Origin of the sequence: Paenisporosarcina antarctica, from assembly GCF_004367585.1 — a bacterium.
Lineage (GTDB): Bacteria > Bacillota > Bacilli > Bacillales_A > Planococcaceae > Paenisporosarcina > Paenisporosarcina antarctica.
Genome location: NZ_CP038015.1, coordinates 2,366,498 through 2,386,634, shown reverse-complemented (window position 1 = coordinate 2,386,634; position 20,137 = coordinate 2,366,498). Strand labels below are relative to the sequence as shown.

General features: G+C 34.8%; 17 protein-coding genes. 12 read left to right on the top strand and 5 right to left on the bottom strand.

Annotated elements, in window-relative coordinates; all coding sequences use genetic code 11:
• Positions 1-32: 32 nt before the first annotated feature.
• From E2636_RS11810 to E2636_RS11795, 4 genes are all read left to right on the top strand, one after another.
• The gene (locus tag E2636_RS11810) at positions 33-821 is read left to right on the top strand and encodes an ABC transporter ATP-binding protein (RefSeq protein ID WP_017379788.1); all 789 of its coding nucleotides are present in this window, start codon (positions 33-35) and stop codon (positions 819-821) included.
• Positions 822-1,242: 421 nt separating this feature from the next.
• Complete coding sequence (locus tag E2636_RS11805) at positions 1,243-1,497, top strand: transposase (RefSeq protein WP_322789591.1); 255 nt, start codon at positions 1,243-1,245, stop codon at positions 1,495-1,497.
• A gap of 201 nt (positions 1,498-1,698) precedes the next feature.
• On the top strand, positions 1,699-1,842 hold the full coding sequence (locus E2636_RS19580) for a transposase (RefSeq protein WP_134211795.1): 144 nt from the start codon (positions 1,699-1,701) through the stop codon (positions 1,840-1,842).
• A gap of 485 nt (positions 1,843-2,327) precedes the next feature.
• On the top strand, positions 2,328-3,047 hold the full coding sequence (locus E2636_RS11795; protein WP_134210364.1) for a gamma-glutamyl-gamma-aminobutyrate hydrolase family protein: 720 nt from the start codon (positions 2,328-2,330) through the stop codon (positions 3,045-3,047).
• Between the two features lie 297 nt (positions 3,048-3,344).
• On the opposite strand, the gene E2636_RS11790 is transcribed toward E2636_RS11795, so the two are convergent.
• Positions 3,345-4,844: a UDP-N-acetylmuramoyl-L-alanyl-D-glutamate--2,6-diaminopimelate ligase gene (locus E2636_RS11790; RefSeq protein WP_134210363.1), complete on the bottom strand. Its 1,500-nt coding sequence runs from the start codon at positions 4,842-4,844 to the stop codon at positions 3,345-3,347.
• Between the two features lie 233 nt (positions 4,845-5,077).
• Here E2636_RS11790 and E2636_RS11785 point away from each other — a divergent pair, with 233 nt between their 5' ends.
• Entirely contained in the window at positions 5,078-6,037 is a 960-nt protein-coding gene (locus E2636_RS11785; protein ID WP_134210362.1) for an NAD-dependent epimerase/dehydratase family protein, read from the top strand.
• A gap of 324 nt (positions 6,038-6,361) precedes the next feature.
• Positions 6,362-7,318 (top strand): YflT domain-containing protein, encoded by a 957-nt coding sequence (locus E2636_RS11780; protein ID WP_134210361.1) that lies wholly within the window; start codon positions 6,362-6,364, stop codon positions 7,316-7,318.
• A 139-nt stretch (positions 7,319-7,457) separates the two neighbouring features.
• On the opposite strand, the gene brnQ is transcribed toward E2636_RS11780, so the two are convergent.
• Together brnQ and E2636_RS11770 are read right to left on the bottom strand one after the other, a co-directional pair.
• Positions 7,458-8,777, bottom strand: a complete 1,320-nt coding sequence (brnQ, locus tag E2636_RS11775) for a branched-chain amino acid transport system II carrier protein (protein ID WP_134210360.1) — start codon at positions 8,775-8,777, stop codon at positions 7,458-7,460.
• A 445-nt stretch (positions 8,778-9,222) separates the two neighbouring features.
• Positions 9,223-9,777: a biotin transporter BioY gene (locus tag E2636_RS11770; RefSeq protein ID WP_134210359.1), complete on the bottom strand. Its 555-nt coding sequence runs from the start codon at positions 9,775-9,777 to the stop codon at positions 9,223-9,225.
• Between the two features lie 298 nt (positions 9,778-10,075).
• Between E2636_RS11770 and E2636_RS11765 the strand changes: the two genes are divergently transcribed.
• Positions 10,076-10,681, top strand: coding sequence for a 3'-5' exonuclease (locus E2636_RS11765; protein ID WP_134210358.1), 606 nt, complete (start codon positions 10,076-10,078; stop codon positions 10,679-10,681).
• Between the two features lie 292 nt (positions 10,682-10,973).
• On the top strand, positions 10,974-11,894 hold the full coding sequence (locus tag E2636_RS11760) for a DMT family transporter (RefSeq protein ID WP_134210357.1): 921 nt from the start codon (positions 10,974-10,976) through the stop codon (positions 11,892-11,894).
• Positions 11,895-12,354: 460 nt separating this feature from the next.
• Here E2636_RS11760 and E2636_RS11755 read toward each other — a convergent pair whose 3' ends face one another.
• Positions 12,355-12,588 (bottom strand): hypothetical protein, encoded by a 234-nt coding sequence (locus E2636_RS11755; protein WP_017380230.1) that lies wholly within the window; start codon positions 12,586-12,588, stop codon positions 12,355-12,357.
• A gap of 25 nt (positions 12,589-12,613) precedes the next feature.
• The gene (locus tag E2636_RS11750) at positions 12,614-13,201 is read right to left on the bottom strand and encodes a helix-turn-helix domain-containing protein (RefSeq protein WP_134210356.1); all 588 of its coding nucleotides are present in this window, start codon (positions 13,199-13,201) and stop codon (positions 12,614-12,616) included.
• 675 nt (positions 13,202-13,876) lie between these two features.
• Here E2636_RS11750 and E2636_RS11745 point away from each other — a divergent pair.
• The 4 genes from E2636_RS11745 (at position 13,877) to E2636_RS11730 (ending at position 20,001) form a co-directional block, all read left to right on the top strand.
• The gene (locus E2636_RS11745) at positions 13,877-14,536 is read left to right on the top strand and encodes a GntR family transcriptional regulator (protein ID WP_134210355.1); all 660 of its coding nucleotides are present in this window, start codon (positions 13,877-13,879) and stop codon (positions 14,534-14,536) included.
• Positions 14,537-14,542: 6 nt separating this feature from the next.
• Positions 14,543-15,724, top strand: a complete 1,182-nt coding sequence (locus E2636_RS11740) for an aminotransferase class I/II-fold pyridoxal phosphate-dependent enzyme (RefSeq protein WP_134210354.1) — start codon at positions 14,543-14,545, stop codon at positions 15,722-15,724.
• A 94-nt stretch (positions 15,725-15,818) separates the two neighbouring features.
• The gene (locus E2636_RS11735; RefSeq protein WP_134210353.1) at positions 15,819-17,432 is read left to right on the top strand and encodes a M20/M25/M40 family metallo-hydrolase; all 1,614 of its coding nucleotides are present in this window, start codon (positions 15,819-15,821) and stop codon (positions 17,430-17,432) included.
• 694 nt (positions 17,433-18,126) lie between these two features.
• On the top strand, positions 18,127-20,001 hold the full coding sequence (locus E2636_RS11730; protein WP_134210352.1) for an LTA synthase family protein: 1,875 nt from the start codon (positions 18,127-18,129) through the stop codon (positions 19,999-20,001).
• The last annotated feature ends 136 nt before the right edge of the window (positions 20,002-20,137 follow it).

Genomic DNA, 20,137 nt, shown 5'->3' with positions numbered 1-20,137 from the left:
TCTCTATATTTCTAATTTAAGGAGGTTGACATATGCTCCGTCTTAGTAATATCGAAGTTGTTTATTCGAAAATTATTCTCGTAGTAAAAGGAATGTCACTTGAAGTTCCTGATGGTAAAATTGTTGCTCTTTTAGGTAGTAATGGAGCGGGGAAATCAACAACGTTAAAAGCGATTTCCGGTTTGTTAAGTAAAGAAGGCGGACAAGTTACAGATGGTGTAATAGAGTTTCAGGGCGAAAAAATTAATGGAATTGACCCAGATCGAATTGTAAGAAATGGTATTTTTCAATGTATTGAAGGTAGAAGAGTTTTTAAACATTTAAGTGTAGAAGAAAACCTGATGGCAGGTGCTTATACAAGAAAAGACCGAAACAATCTTAAGGATGATATAGATAGAGTTTACCATTATTTCCCTAAATTAAAAGCATTAAGAAATAAAGCATCGGGCTTATTATCTGGTGGAGAACAGCAAATGCTAGCCATTGGAAGAGGCATTATGGCCAAACCGAAATTGCTTCTATTAGATGAACCGTCTCTTGGAATTGCACCTTTACTTGTAAAAGAAATTTTCCAAAACATTAAACAAATAAATAAGGATGAGGGTATGTCTATTCTTGTCGTTGAACAAAATGCTAATGTTGCGTTATCCATAGCTGATTACGGTTATATTATGGAGAATGGACGAATTGCACTAGAAGGACCAGTCGAATCATTATTGGCGAATGAAGAAGTGCGTGAATTTTATCTTGGTATGAGTGATAAAGGGAGAAAGAGTTTCCGTGAAGGAAAATCTTATAAAAAGCATGTTCGTTACGTCTAATGAATTGGTTAAAAAGGTCAAATCTTCTCTTTTTTTCACTTAAAATGAGGTTTAAATAACTTAGTAAGAAAACTCCTTCATTGAATAATAATGATGGAGTTTTCTTACTATGATTAAAATGCTGGCTGTTTATTTTTCAGTTCCGGTTGTTCAATATATGACGTTGGTGAATAAAATCCACTTCTCGATAAAACAGGAGAATGGGATGGAATTTCACTAATGTCATTTTTTGTGAATATCTATGAAACTAATAGAAGCCTGATACACGCTGATTTCCGTTCCGAGCGGACGCGTTCCGTGGGGCGTGCGGTGAGCCTCCTCGTCGCAAACGAATTGTGCACAATTCGTTTCCTGTGGGGTCTCACCTGTTACGCTAATCCCACCGGAGTCGCCGCTCTGCCCGGAAGCCAGCTAAGAGAATATAGGAAACATAAATGTAGAGACGGTAACGATTTATATGAATACGGGCTATGTGAGTGTCTTCAAAGAGTTATTTCCGCAAGCGAAGATTATCTTTGACCCATTTCATCTAGTTCAATTAATGAATCGCTCTATGAATAAATGTCGTATTACTATCATGAATAAACTTAAAAAATATCCTCTTGATAATAGGAAGAAATGCCGTCGCCTGAAGCGTTACTGGAAGCTACTCCTTAAAAAAGAATCTGAACTATGAGTTAGAATATAAATAATACCCATTATTCGGCCAACGCTTAGCGACAAGTATTGTAGAAGAAATGTTCTATCAAGAACTTCTAAAAGCTATGTCTGATAAGGATTTCAAGGCATTAGAGACTTGTTTAACTAGATCTGTTTCACCTTTAATTTCAAGTTATATGAGAACAAGCTTAAAAAGGTTAAGAAAACATCTTAGTTCATAGAAAACTGCTTTATTTACCCTTACAATAACGGAAGAATTGAAGGGATTAACAATAAAATCAACGTATTGAATCGTGTCGCGTATGGATATAGAAATTTCCATAATTACAAAAACCGTATTATTTTACACTTTAAATTATGACCAACTGATAAACAAAGCGAACAAAAACAATTACGCTCAGCCACATAATCCTACTTTTATGCATTTCACTGGATCAGGCAATTTATATATTCTTATCCAATTTTAACGTGAAATTTTATTTGCTTGGAGTGTAAGATGGCGACTCCAGCGGAAAAAGCGCGAGCTGAAGACCCCACAGGAGCGTGTTTTTCGCGACGAGGAGGCTGAAGCCGTGCCCGCGGAAAGCGTCCATCTGGAACGGAAAGCAACGGATACTTGAAAAACTACATAATAAAAGACTGCCGTAATAAAGCAGTTTTACTGACCAACGTCATTTGACAAAGAACCTTAGTTCCATTGTCGAATAAGTATACTTTAAGTTAATTAAATGCTTAAAATTCACTTTTATTAAAATTTAATTTACTACATAGTGATGTTTTTAGTTTAGATGAATTGGGTATATTCTGCTGATACAGGATAATTTAAAAATAGAACGGAGATTATAGATGAAACCAATCGTTGGTATTACTGCAGAAGTGTTAGAAGATGGTAGCTACTTTATGCCACCCGTATACCCCAATGCAATTACGCAAGCTGGAGGTATTCCTTTGTTAATTCCACTAATACCAGGAGAAGATTTAGAGGCAATGTGTGAACAAATAGATGCATTATTTGTAACAGGTGGGGAGGATATCGATCCTGCTTATTATGACCAGTTACCTCATGTGAATTTAGGTAAAATTGCTCCACGAATAGATGCAATGGAGTATGCGTTAATTCAGAGAATATTGGAATTGGACAAACCATACATTGGTGTATGTAGAGGATTGCACATGCTAAACGTAGCTACTGGAGGAACACTTTATCAAAGCATTCACTCCCAACGTGAAGAACCCGTCATGCAACATAAACAACAAGCTGAAAGAACACATCGATCACATCCTGTTGAAGTAGAAAAAGATAGTCGTATGTACAAAATGCTAAAAGAAGACAAATTTAAAGTGAATTCATACCATCATCAAGCTTGTAATGAAGTGAAAAGTCCTTTAAAAATCGTTGCCCGTGCAGCAGATGGCATCATTGAAGGTGTTGAAAGTACTAAGCATTCCTTTGTATTTGCTTTCCAATGGCATCCTGAAGAGTTCGCACAAATTGACGATGAACCATCAAAGCGTCTATTTAAATCATATATTAACGCTGCTAAGAAAAGGAAATCACTAGAATAATAGTATTGAGAAGAGCTTAAGGCAATTGCCTTAAGCTCTTCTTTATATGATAAGCTTAAATAGGTTTTTTCTTCATTCAAGGCATCTATGTCTAGCATCTGCCAATATCAAGGACCCAAGTGACATCTTTCTTTCACGATCAAATTGTGTGCGCCAAACGTGAATATTAGATAAGTGTTCGCGAATATCAGATAAAATATTGTGAATATGAGATAACCCACGATGAATGCCAGATATCCTTATAATGCAACAGCCCACAAAAACAAAAACCCTTCTGGCAAATGTGCCAGAAGGGTTTCATACACTTAATTTTGTATTGTAAAAATAATCGTTAATAATGTCTACATCTGAGTGTGGAATATATTCACCTTGGACAATTTGCGAACCATTAATGCAACCACTAGTTAGTAAAACAATATCACCGGGTTGACTTGCTTCTAAAGCTTTTATTACCCCTTCATGTCTAGAAGGAGCGGTCAGTACTTGTTGCAAGTATGGTTCTGTGAAACCTTTTAGGACCGCATCAACCACTTTCCAAGGGTCATTGTAGCCAGGGTGATCAACCGTTACGACTAAAACATCAGCCTTACCTTCAGCAGTTTTTGCCATTTTCGGCATTTTAGAAAAATCACGAATACCAATCCCTGTGATTAATGTAATTAATTTTTTGTGAGGTAATTTTTTGACGGCATGTAGTATGGCATCTAATGCTACAGGTGTATGTGCGTAATCTAAAATGATTTTTCGGTTATCTGGACCGTGAATTACTTGAAATCGACCATCGACTTGTTCCATTTTTGGTAAAGCCAATAAAATTTCATCAATTGCCATTTCAGCTAATAAAGCAGCTCCAATAGCAGATACTAAATTTCCTACATTATATTCCCCATAAATTGGGGTGCTAATGCGATGGGAGATTCCTTGATAAATTAAATCAAACGACATGCCACCTGTATAATGATGGATGTTTGTCCAAATTAAATCCGCATATGAGTCTGTATTATGAGAGTAAGTTAAAATCGAACCATTTGATACTCGAATAATATCTTCGCTCATGCCTAAGTCGTCCAAATTTACAATGCTTGCTTTTGCTTGCGTAAATAAGCGAAGTTTACACATTTTATAATGCTCGAACGTTTTATGATATTCCATATGTTCTTCTGAAATATTTGTATGAATGGCTACATCAAATTCAAACCCACCTACTCGATATTGATCTAAGGCAATAGAAGATACTTCCATACAAGCCGCTTTATCACCGCGTTTTAAAAGCTCGCTAAAGATTGCTTGTACATCTGAAGACATTGGAGTAGTAGGTGTGCTTTTCTTAATATGCAGGATTTCCTTCGAAGTGAATATGCCATTAGTTCCTAACATACCACAAGGAATTCTAAGTAAATTAAATAAATTCCGCACATACGAAGCGACTGTTGTTTTACCATTTGTACCAGTAACTCCCACTTTAAACAACTTGTCAGAGGCGTGATGATTAAATTCGATAGCTGTATAAGCTAATGCTTCACGAGAGTCTCCAACGAGGACAAAAGAAATGTGTGAGTAAGATGAGGTAAAACCTTCAATTATTGATTTTTGAGAAGCAACTATAGTTGTAGCTCCATTTTCTATCGCTTCATTTATATAAAAGTGTCCGTCTGTCTCTTCTCCAATAATGCAAAAAAAGGCAAACTGATTTTCTACATCTCTTGAATCGTATACAATCCCAGCAGTATCTTGAGTAGTAGGTCCATATACATGGAGTGCATTTAGTTGAGGAAGTTGAGTCCATTGAATATCCATAAAATGCTCCTTTTTGTTCAATAAGATAAGTCTAAGTGTACCATTACACGTTAGGAAACAATAGCACAATTCGACAAAATACGACTATTTGCCCCGTGCATTCTCAGGTGTCTAATGATTTGCTCCATTATAAATTTAGTATGCTTAAAAAACAATAAGCAATGCTTTACAAAAAAAGTTTAAAGGATTTTTTTTATTTGCAAAGAATTTAATAAAGAGGAGGGATAAGTAAAATGAAAATTTTAGTGATAGGTGGAACTTCTTTTGTTGGAAGATATTTAGTTGAAGCCGCGGTAGAAAAAGGACATGAGGTAGTATTATTTAATCGTGGGAAAACGAATGTTGAAGTGTTTAAAGACGTAAGGCATATTAAAGGTGATCGTCGGATAGATGCAAAATTAGTAGGTCAAGAGCAGTGGGATGTAGTGTTTGATACTTGTGCTTACTCGCCTCAAGATTTGCAACCAATGCTTGACAGTCTGAAAAATAAAACAAAAACATATATGTTTATTTCAACCATTTCTGTTTATGATGATTATAAAAATGGTAGACCTAATGAATTGAGTTCTACTTTCACACAAAAAATCGAAACAGATGAAGTCACAGGAGACACATATGGACCGTTAAAAGTTATGTGTGAACAATTGGTTAACGACATTTTTAAAGAGCGTGCTTTAATTATTAGACCTTGTATTATTGTAGGACCACATGATCCGACTGACCGATTTACATATTACGCTAAACGGTTAACAAAAGAAGGTAAAGTGGCTATACCGGGCGGCGATGAACTTAATCGATTAGTTCAATGGATTGATGTAAGAGATATGGCTAAGTGGATTGTACAGATGGTGGAAGAAGGAAAATCAGGTACATTTAATGCTGCTTCTGATCCTCTTTCGTTAAATAATTTTATTGATGAAATTTCTACTGAAGTAATTAAGAAAGTGTGGATTTCAGATGAAGTATTAGAAAAGGAAGATTTAGGATCCCGAAGATATCCATTCTGGATGCCATTTTCAATCGACTATCCAGAAGGTTTCTTCATTGTGAAAAATGAACAGGCAGTAAAAAATGGATTAACATTTCGACCATTATCGAAGACTGCTCATGATACGCGAGAATGGGCACTAAAGCGTGAACTAAAAGCCGGACCGACATTACAACAAGAACAATTGCTAATTCATAATAAGTAAAAACAGTCAATAAAATAATTCACTAGAATGACTAAACCTATTAATTCCAAAGATATCTCATGCTCTACCAATTTTTATATAGAGACTGACTTAAATTGTCTAGTAATTTTAGACAATTTAAGTCAGTCTCTTTTGTCTGAAATTAATATTTTTATCCAAAAGCGATATTAAACCACTTAAATGACAATAAAGACAATCTTATTAAATTTAAACCTGCTTTTCTGGCTTATATTACATACTGATTAATTATTCTAAATATTGTTTAACTCAAATTAATGAAAGGGTAGATAGTATGTATACTAAAAATTATTAGGAGGTAACACCATGAAATTAGAATCAAATCGTCGAATTGTTGTAGCTTTATCAGAAGAACAAATGTATGTGAAATTAGAACAATTAAAAGAACAAGGATATTCTGAAAGTGATATTCATGTTGTTTCTAAAGAGCGCTCACACATGAGTACATTGAATAGTCACTCAGAAGTTTCAACACACGAAGCGGGAACGATGATAGATAAATTTAAATCATGGTTTACTGGTGAAGACGCAATTAAAGAAGGATTACGTAAATTAGATTTAAGTGATGGGGAAACAGAGCGCTACTCGAAAGACGTGGCTAATGGTGGATTCGTTCTTTACACAGACAGAGAAGCAGTGCCAAATGAAGATGTCCTCGCAAATCAACAATTAAATGAAGTTGAAGTAGAGAATAATGTGTTTGATTCTTCAAGAAATAGTGAACAACCATATCCAGGTGAAGAACGACCAGTTCAACAAAGCGAACCTAATTTTAAAGAAACAACTCGAAATGATGCGAGTACTAACCAACATGTAAAAGAAAAAACGGAGCCACAAAGTGAATACGCTAAAGAGCAAGGATTCGAACCATCAGCAAATGATTTAGTAAATAAAACAGATGGTCAATTTGACGATCCTCAAGATCGTTTAGAGCGTGGCGAAACTTTTTCTACCGATCCTTATTTGGTTAAAGATGAAAATCATAGTATACATTCAATGCAAGAAGAGAAAATGATACAAAATAAGCGTCCAACTAATAATGAAATTTCAAATGAGCAACGTTTTGGTTTTCAATCACCAGGTGCTGATCCAAATTTAGGTCCTGCAGCTTTTGGATCTGAAGATTTAGACAATAACTCTAACAATAATGAATTACAATCAGGAGAAGATGAGCAAGAAGATATAAAAACTGATCAATATGAAGAACGTATTGAGCCTGAAAAATTGCGTAGTAAAATGCCATTAAACAACAAAATTTTATAATAAAATTCAAATTTAACTACATCTACTAGAGACCCCCTCTATATAGATTAAACCCGTTGCAGTACTCATAGAGACTGCAACGGGTTTTGTGTGTGAAAAATTATATAATTTTTTCAAAAAATAATTTTAAATGTAATATTTATTTTTTGAATTTATATATGATGAAACCAATAAGACCACCTATAATAGAGGGTATCAGCCAACCGATTCCTTGTGTATATAGTGGAAGGTAATTAAATGCACTTTCTATAACAGGGAAAGTTATTTTAGCAGCTTTTAGCCCATCAAAAATACTGATAAAGCTAGTGAATAATAATGCTAATTGATAAACAATCGGTGATCGATCAAAAGATTTGTCAATGAATGATAGAAACATTAATACAATTGCTAACGGGTAAATAGCTAACAAGACAGGTATTGAGAAACTAATAAGTTGAGTTAACCCAACATTTGAAACAATTGCACTAAATCCAGCGAATATAAAGACTAACAATTTGTAAGATATTTTAGGTATTATTTTCTCGAAGAATTGAGAGGAAGCTACAACTAATCCAATAGAAGTCGTTAAGCACGCAAACATAATTGTCATAGCTAAAATGATTTTGCCGAAATTCCCGAATAATTCAACAGAAGCTAATGCTAAAATTGCACCGCCATTTTCTTGAATACCAATCTCATCGATACTTGTTGCCCCAATATAACTTAATGCAATGTAAACAAGAGATAACCCTAATACCGCGATAAAACCAGCAAAAATAGTTGTTTTGACTAATTTCTTCTTATCATGGACTCCTTTATTCTCTAAAGCTTTAATAACAACAATACCAAATACTAAGGCTGCTAAAAAGTCCATTGTTAAATAACCTTGTAAAAAGCTTTCAAAAAACGGACTTTCTTTATAAGCACCGTGTGATGGACCAATTTCACCCATAGGCGTAATTATACTTTTTATCGTTAATAATCCTATGACCGTAATTAATATCGGTGTTAAAATTTTTCCGATGCGATCAACAAGCTTAGTAGGATTAAGAGCGAATAATACGGTTACAGTGAAAAATAAAATACTAAAGATGACTAATGGCCATTTTTCTAGTAAAATGCCTTCTGCTAAAAAAGGAGCAACGCCAATTTCAAATGAAACGGTTGCAGTTCTAGGTATAGCGAAAAGTGGGCCAATTACGAGATAAACTACAATGGTGAAAATTAATCCGAAAAGTGGATGTACTCTACTTGCAATTCCTTGTAAGTCTCCGCCTGATTTTGCTACTGCTATCACAGCCAGTAATGGCAATCCAACTCCAGTAATAAGAAAACCAGATATAGCAAGTATTAATGATTCCCCAGATAACTGACCAAGTAATGGTGGAAAGATAATATTTCCAGCACCTAAAAATAATGCAAATAACATGAGACCAACTACTATATTCTCTCCAATAGTTAGAGTATTTTGTGATTTCATTTAAAAAACTCCTTTTTAATACGGTAGCAACAATCAACAATTATACATGATGCATATAAATTAAACTAACAAAATTGTGACAAATGCGAGAAAATTCTAAACTTAACAGAGAGTAATGAACAAAGGAGGAATTAATTGTTAGGTTTCGTTACATTTGAGGCTGATACCATTCTTTTACTTATCAATTTTTAGATTGATATATTTGCGTGAATTTCAGATAAATGACTACCAATAAGAAATATCCCCCGGAAATACGGGATAATACAAATGATTATTTACTTAATGTACTAATCATTTGATTATCATAATTCGACTAGTACATGACAAAACAACCCAATTATTTCCCGGGCAATACAATTGAACAGATCCACCCAAAAAACCAGCTATTTTAAAAGTAGATACACTTTTAAAATAGCTGGTTAGATTTAATTAAATAATTATTTATTTATGCAATGACAACCGGTAATAACTTTGCGGATGTTAAACGGTTACGTACTATTATGCCAACTGTTGCAGCAATTACTGCTTTAATGATTCCCACAATAATAAATGGAGTAACCCCGCCCGCTAAAACAGCAGTCCAACTTAACTCTGCAATGAATTTTAACCAAACCGCTCCAAACGTTAATGTAATGACCGTCCCCATAATATTAGCAATGATGGCATGGGTTACGGTAAACCCAAAACGTTCTAAATACCAACCTATAATGAAGGCTGCTGGAATAAATCCGATGATATAGCCTCCTGTTGGACCAAAAACTATACCAAGGCCTGAGGTCATAGCGCTAAACACAGGCAATCCCGCAATTCCTAACATGATGTAAACAAGTACGGATAACGTACCATACCGTTTTCCTAAAATAGTTGCCGCAAACCCGATGGCAAGTGTTTGCCCGGTAATTGGAACTAGTGGTAGTGGTATAGTTAGCTGTGCCATAATGCCGATAATCGCTGCAAAAAGTGCAGTTACAATTAACATTTTTAAATTTTCATTTCTCACATATAATCCCCCAATGTTTTTGTAAACTTGTAATATATTTTAGTTAACATAAAAACATCATAATGAATCTTTCATGATTCGTCAATAGATGTTTACCTTTTTAGGGGGTATTTAAAATTATAAGTTTTTCAAACGGACTTCATATAGTTATGTCTAGCTACAATGTGACATCTCGTACCTAAGCTTCAGACATTTCCAGCACCGGTGATTAGAAGATGCTTTGCGCTTTTCTTAGTTTGGGTATATAGTTCTTATAGTAGATAGACTATAAGAACTAATAGATTTGGAGGAATACAAGATGGATGATCGAGCAGCAGAGCTACTTAGACGAAAAACACGTCAACAGTATTGGGCTACGACAAAGCGTACTTTACCCCTGAAAAAATATATTCCTTCCGTGAAAAAAGCAAAAGATTATGTAGTACTTGATTTTGAAACAACGGGATTACGACCAGGAGCAGATCAAATTATTCAAGTCGGAGCTGTAAAATTCCGAAATCATGTGCAAATTGGCATTATGAATCAACTTGTTAATCCATTGCGGTCGATTTCAACACGTATCACGGCATTAACTGGTATTACAAATAGTATGGTGAAAAATGAACCAAAGATTGATAGTGTAATAAACGAGTTAATTGAATTTATTGGGGATCTACCGATTGTTGCTCATAATGCATCGTTTGATATGAATTTTTTATATGCTCTAGAAGAAAAAGTTGAATTACCTACATATACAGTTATTGATACATTAAAACTTTCAAGAAAAGTATTTAATGAAACACCTAATCACAAATTAACAACATTAGCTCAGTATTTGCAACTTGAGCATAATGCTCATGATGCTTTAGGAGATTGTCTCGTCACAGCTAAAATTTATCAATATTGCTTTAAACATTCCATTTAACTCACCCAGTTAAATGGATTTTTTGTTTAATAAAACAACATTCATTTTAATAGAAGGTAAGCACCTACAATAAAGATGTTTAGCAACTATAGAAGAAATTGAAAACTTTTCATTGTTACATTCGCCCTACAATGAATTTTTTAGAATGTTTAAATACCTAAAATTTTGGTTTTCATTAAATGGTAACAAAAACCATTTATAAAAATGAATTCATTTACTTTAGTGAGGTAAAGTATTAAGATTACTGTATTGATTTTCGTATTACGAAATAGTTAATGAGGTGAAGACCCAAGTGAAACAATGGAAAATTTATGGAATTCTCGTCTTAGTTATGTTCATATGGGGCTTTAATTTACCAGCCGTAAAATATTTAGTTTCAGAAGTGCGTCCTGTTACCATGACTGCATTTCGTATATTTTTAGCAAGTCTAACTGTGTTTACAATATTAACGGCGATGAAACTTGTGAGAAAACCCACGAAAAAAGAATGGAAATTTATTTTCGTGGGGGCACTCCTTAATGTCGTATTACACCAATACTTCTTGTCAATTGGATTATCCATGACATCTGGTTCGAATGCTGGTTTAATTTTAGGGACGGGTCCCGTGTTAACCGCTGTATTAGTATCCTTAATCATGCGAGTTTATCCTTCAAGATTGCAATGGGTTGGCGTTGTTCTCGGTTTATTTGGCGTCAGTGCCACAGTATTAGCAGCTGGAGAAGGGGCATCTGGTTTATCTTTTGGTGATGTATTCGTGTTCATATCGATATTAGCTCAAGTAGTTAGTTATTTGGTCATAAGTAAAGCTGCAAAAACATTGGATCCAAGGTTGCTCACTGCTTATATGTTCTTAATCGGCTCATTCGTATTGTTTGTCATTAGCTTGGTCCAAGAACCAGGTGAAATTCAAGTATTTTTCGAAGTTCAGCCTATATTTTGGGCTCTTTTCTTTGGTAGTGCAATAATTGGAACAGCAGTTGGACATATGCTCTTCAACTACTCAGTTGGTAAAACAGGCCCATCAAAGGCTGCCATTTTTATGAACTTAAATACGTTCTTTTCATTAGTAGGAGCTTCCATTTTTTTAGATGAAGTCATATCAATTCGACATATATTTGGACTTGTTTTTATCGTCACAGGAGTGATATTTGGTTCAGGTGCAGCGGAAGACTTGTGGAGAAAGCATAAATTAAAGAAATCTGTCTCAAATTGAGTCGAATAGGAAAGGGTCTATCCTGTACAGAGGTTAGACCCTTTCCTAATTTTCTACATAAAACAACACAAACAAAAAGAGAATCTTTTACTACTTAGAAAGAAAAATTAAGAATAGCCGCCTTGCACTTCAATCATTCATATATATATTTTCTTTCATTTAAAAAAGGAGAGGTTCCTTTTTCTGTTTAAAATCTCACAGAATGTGCCCCCGCCTTTCCACTCAAGAATCTTTAAACCTTAGCCCAAGGCGATTTACGATATCGTTGTGCAGATGCAAGGAGCCATGACGCTATTTGCCGTAAACCTCAAACGAATTTTTCCTTACTGAAGGTAGCAGAGTAAGAAATACGAAAGAAAAGGCGACATTCCGTTCAAAATAGAACGAAATGTCGCCTTTTTTAATTTAAACATACTTACAAATTTTAAAAACGAAAGCAGTGGCCCCAAAATGGGAGTGGTTAGTATGAACCGTTTTTATTCATTCTATCTGCAACTTTGTAAGCGTCATAGATTCCCCAAATCCAAACAAGCGGAAAGGTAATAAATCCAATTAATACGAACATTAAGGCTGAATTGATAAGTTGCACGAGAATTAAAATTAAGCCTTTCACAATTTGACCATTATATATTTGCCCGACACCGGTCCAAAAGAAACTTAATACCGCGGCAATACCAGGGTTTTTTAATAACATAATAATATACCTCCTAATTAATCCATTACTTATGTATACGAGTGGGATTCAGAAAAGTTTCAAAAGGATGTGTCATGGCCCAAATAGCTGTCGAGATAGTTGGACTCACATTTACAAAATTATGTGGAAGATTGCTATCAAAGTAAATGCTATCCCCTTGATGAAGCTCGTATGATTGACCGTCCACTGTTACACGAATAGTTCCAGATAGTACGTAGCCGCATTCTTCACCCATATGAAACATTAATGGGTTATCCAAAGTTTCACCAGGATCCAATATCAATTTGAATAAGCTGATTTCTTTGCCATTACTCGGTGACAGAGGTTGATAAGTTATATTTGGACGCATCTTTTTCAACTCAAAACGCTCATTTTCACGGAAAACAGTTACATGTTGTTGATTATCTTCTTCGAAAAAAGCGGAAATTGGCAATTTTAAACAGTGACTCATTTTCCATAAGGTGTCCAAAGAAGGAGACACTAGTCCACGCTCTATTTGAGAAATCATACTTTGGCTGACCCCTATTTTTTTCGCTAAATCATCCGCAGTAAATCCACGCGATTTTCGTAAAATTCTTATACGCTTACCAACTTCTTCTTTTGGAAAGTCCATTTATTCAAACCTCCTTCCAATTAGTAATACATCTATCTCCTAGTTTACAACATTTTTTTAAAGTAAGTCAGATATATAGTAAATATTCTTAATTATTAAACATTCTGTATTTTATTTTAAGACACAATTACCAAACACTCTTAAATACAATAAAAATGAACGGAAGACAGTCCTAACCAAAAATACGCGAATTTGTGGCTCGTATAGGGCATCTTAGCATTATGCCTTACTCACGTTGGGATATCAGAGATTAACTTTGAGTTGTCTGGCGGGAAATTTAATAGAGGATTATCTGATATTCGTCCACACTTATATAGTATTCACGAATTCACGTGAACCACATAATTTGAACATACGAACATCGTGTTATTTGGTTCGCCAAAGTATATGTTGCTGTCAGCGCACTATATCGGAGATTATCTAAAGTATTCAGAAGAAGCATATCGTTACTAGATTATAGCTATAAAAGAAGAGAACGCACAACAATTGGAAGACATATACATCAATTAGAGCTGAGAATTGCTGCCAGGTAGTAGCTGTTAGCTGGAAAATTCCCACTAATGCAAATAATAATCGACTCTTAAATTTCTCCACTATACATTAAGAGCTTTCTAAGCTATAATCCGCATATACTGTATACAGAATACAATAATTTTTGAAAAGAAGGAAACCACGTTGAGAAAAATCAAAAAACCTGAATCGCTCGCGGATCAAGCATATGATTTAATTCGTAAAGATATACTACTAGGTAAACTAGCCCCCAGTGAAGAATTGCCAGAAGAAAAATTTGCGATGGAACTTGGGATAAGTCGGACACCACTTCGTGAAGCGATTCGAAGATTAGCAACTGATGGATTGGTCATCTTACAAACAGGTAAGCCTGCAACTGTTTCGTCCTTCACAAAAGAAGATGCACTTCATCAAATGGAAGTGCGTAAATTACTAGAAACTTACAATGTGGAGCAAGTAGTTCAACATGTGACACCGAAATTTTTAATAAACTTAAAAGAAAACCTAAAACTTCAAAAAAATGCAGCTGAAAATAATGATTTTCATGACTTTATTAAACTTGATTGTGAATTTCATTTACTACTCGCTGATCAAAATCCTAATATAAAGTTGTGTGAAATGATTCATACTATTAATACAGGTGTCAATCGTGCCTTTTTAATTCTTGCAAATACATACCCTATTTCTGCAATGGAAGCGAGCGGAGAACATCAAGATATAATAACTGCTCTTGAAAAACAAAACGAGCTCGCTGCAAGAAAAGCCATGCACGAACATATGGATAATATTGAAAGAAGATTTCTTCATTACTATGAGGAGGGTTAAAGATCAATGCCACTTACAATAAACGAACGCATTACTAAGATTGAAGTTTCAGGTATTCGCCAATTTTCCAATCAACTTATTCATTATCCTGACGCAGTCAATTTAACCATTGGCCAACCAGACTTCCCAACACCAGAACGCGTGAAACAAGCGGGGATTACTGCAATTACGAACAACTTAACGGGGTACTCCCATAACGCTGGGCTAATTGAACTGCGGAAAGCAGTCAGTCAATTCTTCACTGAAAAGTATCAATTCACGTATAAAGCAGACAGCGAAATCATCATCACGATTGGCGCAAGCGAAGCCATCGACGCTGTTTTTAGAACGATATTGGAAGACGGAGACGAAGTCATTTTGCCGGCGCCTTGCTATCCAGGGTACGCTCCACTTATCACGATGTGCGGCGCAAAGATAAAGTATCTTGATACTTCCGATACAGGCTTTGAACCTGATCCCGAGCGTTTAAAAGGGTTAATTACAGAGAAGACGAAGGCGGTCTTATTTAATCTCCCATCAAACCCAACTGGTGTCACCATTGATTCAAAGAAAATGGATGCATTAGCAAATGTCTTAAAAGAGCATGAAATATATATATTATCTGATGAAATTTATAGTGAAAATACGTTTGAAGGACAACACCGTTCATTCGCATCATATCCACAACTAAGCGATCGCTTATTTATTATTCATGGGTTATCAAAATCGCATTCTATGACTGGTTGGCGCATAGGGTTTTTGCTAGGACCTGAAGGACTCATCCAACATTGTATTAAAATTCACCAATATAATTCAGTATGTGCACCATTACCAAGCCAATATGCAGCGATTGAAGCACTTGGAAAAAGTAGCAGTGTACCTGCTGAAATGAATAAAGAGTACATGGTACGTCGAGATTATATTTATACTCGTCTACTAGCTATGGGGCTAAATGTTGTTAAACCAAACGGTGCTTTTTACATTTTTCCTTCTATTAAAGAATTTGGTTTACCTTCATTCGAATTTGCAACAAGACTTCTAAAAGAAGGTGGAGTTGCTTGTGTTCCAGGTAGTGCATTTAGTAAATATGGTGAAGGTTTCATACGGATTTCTTACGCGTATGCAATGCCTGTGCTAGTTAAAGGCATGGATCGTATGGAAGCATACATCGCAACATTAAGAAAAGAAGTAGTTGGGAAAATAGTTTAAAGTGCATGATTTTAAAGTCATCGATACTTTTCAAACGCACATCAAATAAGACGTCTATATTTACAGTAAAATTCATACTAGGGAGATTAGCATCATGACAAAACTTATGTGGTCAACACCAGAAGCCCTTCGTGCATTACTAAATGAAGTGGTTAGTTGGAAAAGTATGACTTTATCAGATGGAGAGCGTGAATTTCCATTCAAAGTTCAATCGAAATTGCAAGATATTCCTTACTTTCAAGCTCATCCAGAACAAATAGAACTGACAGATGCTGACCTGGGTAGGAAATTTCTTACAGCATTATATATACATCCTCAGGCAAAGGAAACAATTGTGTTACTAAGCCATTTTGATACAGTCAATACCGAAGAATATGGAGATTTGGAAATATTGGCATGTGAACCAGAAATGTTAACAAAAGCATTTTTTGAGCGGAAGAACGAATTACCAGATGAAGCACGTATTGACCTAGAATCGGGCAATTATTTATTCGGTCGAGGGACGATGGATATGAAAATGGGTCTTGTTTTACACATGGGATTAATTGAAAAAGCGAGTAAAGAACAGTGGCCAATAAACCTCATTTTATTGACTGTCCCGGATGAAGAGACGAATAGTTTAGGGATGAGAGCGGCAGTATCAAAATTAATTGAGTTGCGCACTCAACACGACCTTTCTTATAAACTTTTTCTAAATAGTGAGCCAGTATTCGCGCAACAACCTGGTGACGATAAATATTATCTTTATTCAGGATCAATTGGTAAAATCATGCCGTCCGCCTTTTTTTATGGAATGGAAACACATGTGGGCGAGCCTTTAAGCGGTATCTCTGCAAACTATATTGCTGCTTTCTTAACTCAACATATGGAATACAATCCTATATTCCAAGAGACCGTTCTAGGTGAAAAGATGCCTTTACCCGTGTCACTCCAACAAAAAGACTTGAAAATGGAGTATTCTGCACAGACTCCATATCGAGCTACTGCATTATACAATGTGTTCTTAATGAAACGTAATGCAGCTGAAATCATGGATTTATTCGAACAAGTCGCTATTAAAGCAGCAGATGAATGTAATGCAAGTTACCAAATGATTTGTTCTCGTGAAGGCGTAAGGCCAGTGGGAAATATAAGCGTCATGCGATATGATGATTTATTAAAGCATGCTGTTAGTAAATTCGGCGAGGAGTATGTGCAAACAGTAAAAATGACGGTTAGCGAAAATTACGAAATGGATGATCGTGAAAAATCTTTCCGCATTATAGATACTCTAATGATACATTGCCAAGAACTAGCCCCAGCAATGGTTTTACTTTACGCACCTCCATACTATCCAGCGGTTAACTCAAGCAATAATCCGTTAGTAGAAGAATGTGTCAAATTTGTCAAAGAATTTGGAGCTAGAAATTTTAATCGATCCATAAAACGTATTCATTACTTTAACGGTATTTCCGACTTAAGTTATGTGAACTACGATGATAATAGCGGTGGATGGCAAGTGTTTGAAGCCAACACGCCTGTTTGGGGAGATACCTACACCATTCCATTTAATGAAATGCGTGAGCTTCAAGCACCAGTGTTAAACGTTGGCCCATTCGGAAAAGATGCCCACAGACGTACCGAACGCTTGCAAATGCAAAGCGCCTTCGTAGAAGTACCTCAAATTCTCGAAAACATGATTAAATCTGTACTATGTGAAAAAATATAATTCAAAATGACCCTCTCACTTTTATTGAAGTGAGGGGGTTTGTCGTTTATCCCGTATTCGCGGAATTTTATCCGCACAATATATCGTGTGAAAAGAACTTCTAGGAAAATTCCTAGAAGTTCTTTTCACGAATATTATTTTATATGATGATGAATTTTACCATGTAGTAAAAACTTTTGTTACTCATGTTGATTTATTAGGGAATAAGCAGATGTAAAAACACGGATGTCAATCTGGGAGGATGGAATATTTTTTTGAGAAAAAGAATTTTGGAGGACAACAAGTGGGGGATTGGGAAATGAATACTTGAAAGAACGTCGATAAAATCTTCTCTAACATAGCCTGCATCGGCATTACAAATCTCGTTTGACATCGATATATTGGGGGTGATTTATCGACATGCGACGATGTAACCTTTTAAGTGCTACTAGTTTTAGTAGATAATTCTATTTTTAATTGTATAAAAAATCATCTCCTTTTTATTAAATTATCAAATACTCTAAATTTGTTCGAGGGGGATATTAAAATTCTTTTAAATGAAAAAGATATTTGTGATAAAATATTTTAGATGTCTTAAATGTAAGTTAAGTGGTAAAATTGTTAAGAATGTAAATTGGATATAGAGCGCATGTTAAGAAAAATAATCATATTGAAATAAAATTTGTTATGTTTTCATAAGGAGATTTTGAGAATCATGAAAAATAGATCAACCCTGCTAATTACTGTTACAACACTAATAATGGTCATAACTAAAGTGTTTTATTTCCGATATGAGTTATTTGATGATATGTCACTTATGAACTTATTACGGGAATCTTTCATATGGTTAATTCCCTACTTTCTAGTTTTGTTATTTATAAAAAAACATCCAATTCCTTATCTAATTAGTATTAATTTACTGACTTCAATTCTCATGATTTTGGTTACTTGGTATGAGCGGTATTTTTTAATTGTTCCTTCTTATTATGATTTAAGCCAAACTAATCAAGCAGGGTCAATAGTTGAAATCCTTCCATATTTATACGCTTACACTGATTTACTTTATTTCATAGATACCTTTATTTTAGTCGTCGCTATTGCGATTTTCAAGAAAATGGAGACACCCACAGCTACACGATTAAATACCATAATCATTGTCACTTCAGTCGTTTTTTCTATTATCATTCAATCAATAACTTACAATGAAACCATTTATGATATATCTGTTTCTTCAAAAAAATACGGGTATTTGAATACACAAATTTCACAAATGATGCAACGAAATTTGAGAAATAAAGATGAATTTATTGAAGCATCAGAGCTGACAGAAGAATTTGATTACCCTAAATTCATTGAACTGAAGAACAATAAGTACTTGCCGGACATAGAACATAAAAGTTTTGGCTTAGCAAAAGAGCGACATTTATTTGTGATTCAAGTAGAATCTATGCAAGAATTTGTTGTTGGTGAGAAAATTAATAATCAAGAAATCACACCAAATATCAATCAATTATTGGGAGAAAGTACAGAATTCACAAATGTTATTCAACAAATTGGAGCAGGAAATACTTCAGATTCTGAATGGCTATTACATACATCTCTATATCCTAAAGGGCTAGAACCTACAGTTAATTTCCTTACAGGTAAATCCTATCCATCTATGGTGAATTATTTACATGAAGCTGAATACAAATCTATGACTTTTCATGCAGATGATATTACGTATTGGAACCGCGATGTTTTATATCCAGTGCTTGGGTTCCAAGATGTATTCACTGACAAAGAAATTCCTAATGAAGACGTTATTGGTTTTGGACCATCAGATTCCATTCTGATTGACTTCGTCACAGAACAAGTGAAAGAAAAAGTCAGTCAAAACGAACGAATGTATGCAAATATTATGACAATAACGAGCCATACACCTTTTAAAATGCCGGCTAAAGATGAATTGTTAACTCTACCTGATTCTTACGAAGGTTCTTATGTAGGGAATTATCTACAATCAGTACGTTACACTGATGAACAAATCGGCCGTTTTATTCAAAATTTAAAGGACGAAGGTATTTATGAAAATTCTGTCATTGCTATTTTCGGTGATCACTCGGGTCTTCATGGCAGACCCATGACAGCGGAAGATAATAATTTAATGGCTGAATTATTAGGAAAACCATATTCATTAAAAGACAGATTTACGATGCCGTTCATCATAACAGTACCAGGAGTTTTTAAGAATCACACGATCAATACGAACCTGGGTGGCCAAATAGATATGATGCCGACACTTTTAAATTTATTAGGAATTGAAATCAAAACACCAATTTTGGGACAAAATCTATTCCAATATAAGAACAATTTACTCGGAATGCGTTACTATTTACCAGCTGGATCTTTTATTAATAATGACCATTTTTATATTGCAGAAAATGCACGCTTTCCAAAACGTTTTTATGATATAGAAGATATGAAAAGAATCGATTTAGATATGACATACATTGATAAAAATACGACTAACATTCAAGAAATACTTAATATGTCAGATGGTTTAATGGATCAATATACATCGAAAGAAAGTCAAATAGATAAAAAATAACATATAAAACCTTTATTATTCAGCTCGACCAAGGTTTACATTTCTATTTCCAGTAAGTAAACCTTGGAACGGGCATATTAAAACAATCAGGAATATTTCTTGATTCTCAAAGTGACTTAGATATGTGTGAGATCTT

Coding starts and splice junctions, on each gene's coding strand:
- E2636_RS11810 (WP_017379788.1), top strand. CDS start 33: ATGCTCCGTCTTAGTAATATCGAAGTTGTTTATTCGAAAATTATTCTC.
- E2636_RS11795 (WP_134210364.1), top strand. CDS start 2,328: ATGAAACCAATCGTTGGTATTACTGCAGAAGTGTTAGAAGATGGTAGC.
- E2636_RS11790 (WP_134210363.1), bottom strand. CDS start 4,844: ATGGATATTCAATGGACTCAACTTCCTCAACTAAATGCACTCCATGTA.
- E2636_RS11785 (WP_134210362.1), top strand. CDS start 5,078: ATGAAAATTTTAGTGATAGGTGGAACTTCTTTTGTTGGAAGATATTTA.
- E2636_RS11780 (WP_134210361.1), top strand. CDS start 6,362: ATGAAATTAGAATCAAATCGTCGAATTGTTGTAGCTTTATCAGAAGAA.
- brnQ (WP_134210360.1), bottom strand. CDS start 8,777: ATGAAATCACAAAATACTCTAACTATTGGAGAGAATATAGTAGTTGGT.
- E2636_RS11765 (WP_134210358.1), top strand. CDS start 10,076: ATGGATGATCGAGCAGCAGAGCTACTTAGACGAAAAACACGTCAACAG.
- E2636_RS11755 (WP_017380230.1), bottom strand. CDS start 12,588: ATGTTATTAAAAAACCCTGGTATTGCCGCGGTATTAAGTTTCTTTTGG.
- E2636_RS11750 (WP_134210356.1), bottom strand. CDS start 13,201: ATGGACTTTCCAAAAGAAGAAGTTGGTAAGCGTATAAGAATTTTACGA.
- E2636_RS11740 (WP_134210354.1), top strand. CDS start 14,543: ATGCCACTTACAATAAACGAACGCATTACTAAGATTGAAGTTTCAGGT.
- E2636_RS11735 (WP_134210353.1), top strand. CDS start 15,819: ATGACAAAACTTATGTGGTCAACACCAGAAGCCCTTCGTGCATTACTA.
- E2636_RS11730 (WP_134210352.1), top strand. CDS start 18,127: ATGAAAAATAGATCAACCCTGCTAATTACTGTTACAACACTAATAATG.